The sequence below is a fragment of the Pseudochrobactrum sp. AO18b genome, assembly GCF_000409565.1.
GTDB lineage: Bacteria > Pseudomonadota > Alphaproteobacteria > Rhizobiales > Rhizobiaceae > Pseudochrobactrum > Pseudochrobactrum saccharolyticum.
In genome coordinates this window covers 1-3,078 of the sequence record NZ_ANNO01000014.1, presented here as the reverse complement: position 1 = coordinate 3,078, position 3,078 = coordinate 1, and the positions used below count along the sequence as shown (strand labels likewise).

Below are 3,078 nucleotides of genomic sequence, written 5' to 3'. Positions count from 1 at the left end.
GAACCCGTCATTCATCCTTGTGTGGCGGGTTCGGGCAAACATGATGATCGCTGTGAAAATCAATTGAGCTAACTCCGTCTGATGCAGACAGAATTGACGCTACTCAACAGAAGTGGAACGATCATGATTGAATGCCGATTCCAGTATTTGACAATTACAGCTCTGGCTTGCTGCATCTCATTGCCGGCACTTGCGCAAGACACGGATCTGGCCAAGCAATTATCCAATCCGGTGTCTTCATTAATCAGCGTGCCGTTTCAGGTGAATTATGACCGCGGTTACGGCTCCGAGGATGGGCACAGAACGACGCTCAATATTCAACCCGTCATACCTTTTTCCCTCAATGAAGACTGGACCCTTGTTTCCCGCACTATCGTGCCCGTTATCTGGCAATCAGATATTGCCGGTAAATCCGGCAGTCAGTTCGGTCTTGGTGACACGGTGCAAAGCTTCTTTTTCTCCCCCAAAAAGCCTGGTCCCGGAGGACTAATCTGGGGCATGGGGCCGGTTTTTCTCTTGCCGACCGGTACACATGAGCTTTTGGGCAGTGAAAAATGGGGGGCAGGTCCGACAGCTGTAGCATTGAAACAGGAAGGCTCATGGACTGTCGGGGCGCTGGCAAATCATATCTGGTCTTTCGCAGGCGATCGTGACCGTTCAGATATCAGCTCGTCGATGTTTCAGCCCTTTGTTTCATATACGACTGATGATGCGTGGACTTTCGCATTGAACACCGAAAGCACCTATGACTGGAACAGTGATCAATGGAGTGTGCCCATTAATTTCTCTGTTTCCAAAGTTGTAAAATTCGGCACTCAACCGGTGAGTTTTCAGGCCGGAGCCAGATATTGGGCGGCATCGCCTGATAATGGCCCTGAGGGCTGGGGTTACCGCGCCAATATCACTTTTCTGTTTCCGAAATAGCTATGGGGTTTTGGCGGGAAAACACTGTATTTTGAACAGCTTGATGAAAGCACTCAAAGCATCAAAATTCTTTATATTAATAAATCCTAAAATAAAGGATGCACCGATTGACGAACAATAGAGACTATGTGAATTTATAGCCCGTTCATATGCAATAACATGTCCTAACCCGTGTACGGATAATGACCCAGAATAGATATGCATTGGACCTGACTGATATTCCTGTCCTTGAAGCGCGATCCGTTATTGAGGAATTGCTTTCTGATGAGCGATTTCACATTACTGAGCGCGGAAAGGCCATTTTGCGCTATATTGCTGAGCATCATTTTTCCGGAAAACCAGAAGCGATCAAAGGCTATTCCATTGCAATTGATGTGCTGGGACGTCCAACAAGTTTTGACCCTTCAACTGACCCGATTGTACGAATTGAGCTTAGCCGGCTTCGGTCTGCACTGGTGCAATATTATCAGGCTTTTGGCCGCGAGAAGCGGATTGAGATCGGACTACCGAAAGGTCATTATATTTTAACTTTCAACCGGTGCAGGAACAGAGCTGTAACAAGGTCTGGCGGTGATAATGGGTTTTATCCGGGTGAAACAGAAAGCGGATATTCTGCGCATAAGAAATGGTTTATATTTATAGTCTCAATAATAATTCCATTAGTATCAATATTATCTATTTCTTTATTTTCTCATGGTGGTATCGACACAGAAAAGCCGGTTGTTGTTATTGATTTTAAGAATGATGAATCCGTCAGCAATCATGAATCGGAAATAGTGAGAGACACCATTGTTAATGCGGTTAACAATTTCAACACGCTCATACTTAAAATAAATAATGGTGTTGCGCATAATCCAAATGAAAGCATTCCGGCATTTCTCATCCGTATGAAATACCGGACTGAAGGTGACACGCATTATTTGTCATGGCGGATTAAAGACAGTTCAAAAAATGAGATTATTGGCTCCGGTGTCGAGCAAGTCTCAGCAGCGGATTTGACACATAATCAGATTGAGCAATATCTCGCATCGGAGCTTTCTTATAAAATTGCAGCCAGCAATGGCATCATCAATACCAGACTTGTGAATGAAAATAATCTTGCCGTTTTTGGGAATAGCTGCGTCGTCAAAGCTGAAATTAATCTGGCGAACGGATTACCTCTTAGCGAGGATGAACACTGTCTGGAGCGCACACTTAAGATCCGTCCGACAGACAGTGATGCAATGGCTGCACTGGCGCGTGTGCTGATTAGCAATACAGGAGATATTCCGGATATTGAGAAAAGTGAACGCAGTCTGAGGCTGGCACATAAAGCCGCTATACTCGCTCCTGCATCGGACAGGGTCTTATTCTCGCTGATGCAAACGCATTTGAGTGCAGGTCATATTGATCTGGCATTGCGAAAAGGCGAGCGGGGAATTGCGCTCAATCCGAATAACAGGGAGCTGAAATCGGCTGTTGCACTGGCTTATTTCACCAATGGAAACTGGGGGCAGGCTCACCAGCTTTTGGCGGATGATGAACGCCGGTTTAAAACCTTACCTGTCACAGGTCAGCTTGTGCTTTTGCTCGATGCTCTTCGTCGTGGCAACCGGCAGGAAGCCAAATTACGTGCGGATGGATTGCCTGTACATGCAAACAGGATTGTCGGCTTTCATTTGGCAACTTTGACAAGAACCATGCCGCCGTCAGCAAAAACAGAATTACAAAAACAGGTGCGGGTTACCCCTGAAGTTTTTGAAACAATGGCAGCAAATCTGGCGCAGCAGAAATGTCCGTGCTGACGACATAGATTACCCTGACAACCTCTCTGAAATTCACGATTTACGGCACTAAAAGACTGCCGGACATTGCGTTCGTTTACCCCGATTTACCGTAACGTTCTTGAATATTCCGGCCGCTCCATCAAAGTTTCGGATCAAATTGTGCAAGGGGAGGCGTGCAATGAAAGTCCGATCAGCCAGCCGGTTATCTTTATCTGTTGCTTTTCTCGCTGCTATGTCTTCAGCCGTATCCGCGGCAGAAGGAGGGGCGGGCTTTTATCTCTTGGGCTCCAAGGGCGCCGGTGCGGCTCTGTTGCAAAAAATATAGTTGTCAAGGAAAGCCCCTCGTTCTCTGCTGTCAAGCGGTCTGACCTTGTAGATTCTGGGCGAG

2 protein-coding genes are annotated in these 3,078 nt (G+C 46.6%); both read left to right on the top strand.

The genetic code is table 11. From position 1 onward, the window contains the following. Positions 1-123 precede the first annotated feature (123 nt). A complete protein-coding gene (locus tag A918_RS0100780) occupies positions 124-924 on the top strand; it encodes a hypothetical protein (protein ID WP_022709210.1) in 801 nt (266 codons plus the stop codon). A gap of 203 nt (positions 925-1,127) precedes the next feature. Further along, on the top strand, positions 1,128-2,708 hold the full coding sequence (locus tag A918_RS0100775) for a hypothetical protein (protein ID WP_156831355.1): 1,581 nt from the start codon (positions 1,128-1,130) through the stop codon (positions 2,706-2,708). Positions 2,709-3,078 lie beyond the last annotated feature (370 nt).